Annotated in this window: 1 protein-coding gene; it reads right to left on the bottom strand. The window is 43.8% G+C overall.

What is annotated here, in order from left to right; genetic code table 11:
• On the bottom strand, positions 1–281 hold a 281-nt coding region (locus FKR84_RS13470; RefSeq protein WP_233357784.1), incomplete at both ends, for a hypothetical protein.

Here is a 281-nt window from a genome sequence, read left to right as displayed (position 1 = left end):
TCTTCACATAAAGTATAGCCAAACGGATCGCCGAGTGGGTTGAGTTTTGGCTCGGGTACCACAATAATTTCAAAAGGTACCACCACGTGGCAGAAATTGCCATTTACCCCACTGTTTACCCGTACATAAATTATCTGTACATTGGTAGGGTTACCATTGGCGTCTTCTATATTATACTCCGGCTCGTTTATATAGGCTTCCGGGGTGTCTATTTGGTCGTCTTCATCAGCGGTTTCTGCGCCAATTTCAGTAACATAATACTCCAAGTCTACGTTTTCAGG

This window comes from Haloflavibacter putidus, from assembly GCF_006546625.1.
In the GTDB taxonomy this organism is placed as follows: domain Bacteria; phylum Bacteroidota; class Bacteroidia; order Flavobacteriales; family Flavobacteriaceae; genus Mesonia; species Mesonia putida.
The sequence above is the reverse complement of the archived record's forward strand: the minus strand, read 5'-3'. Positions and strand labels throughout refer to the sequence as shown.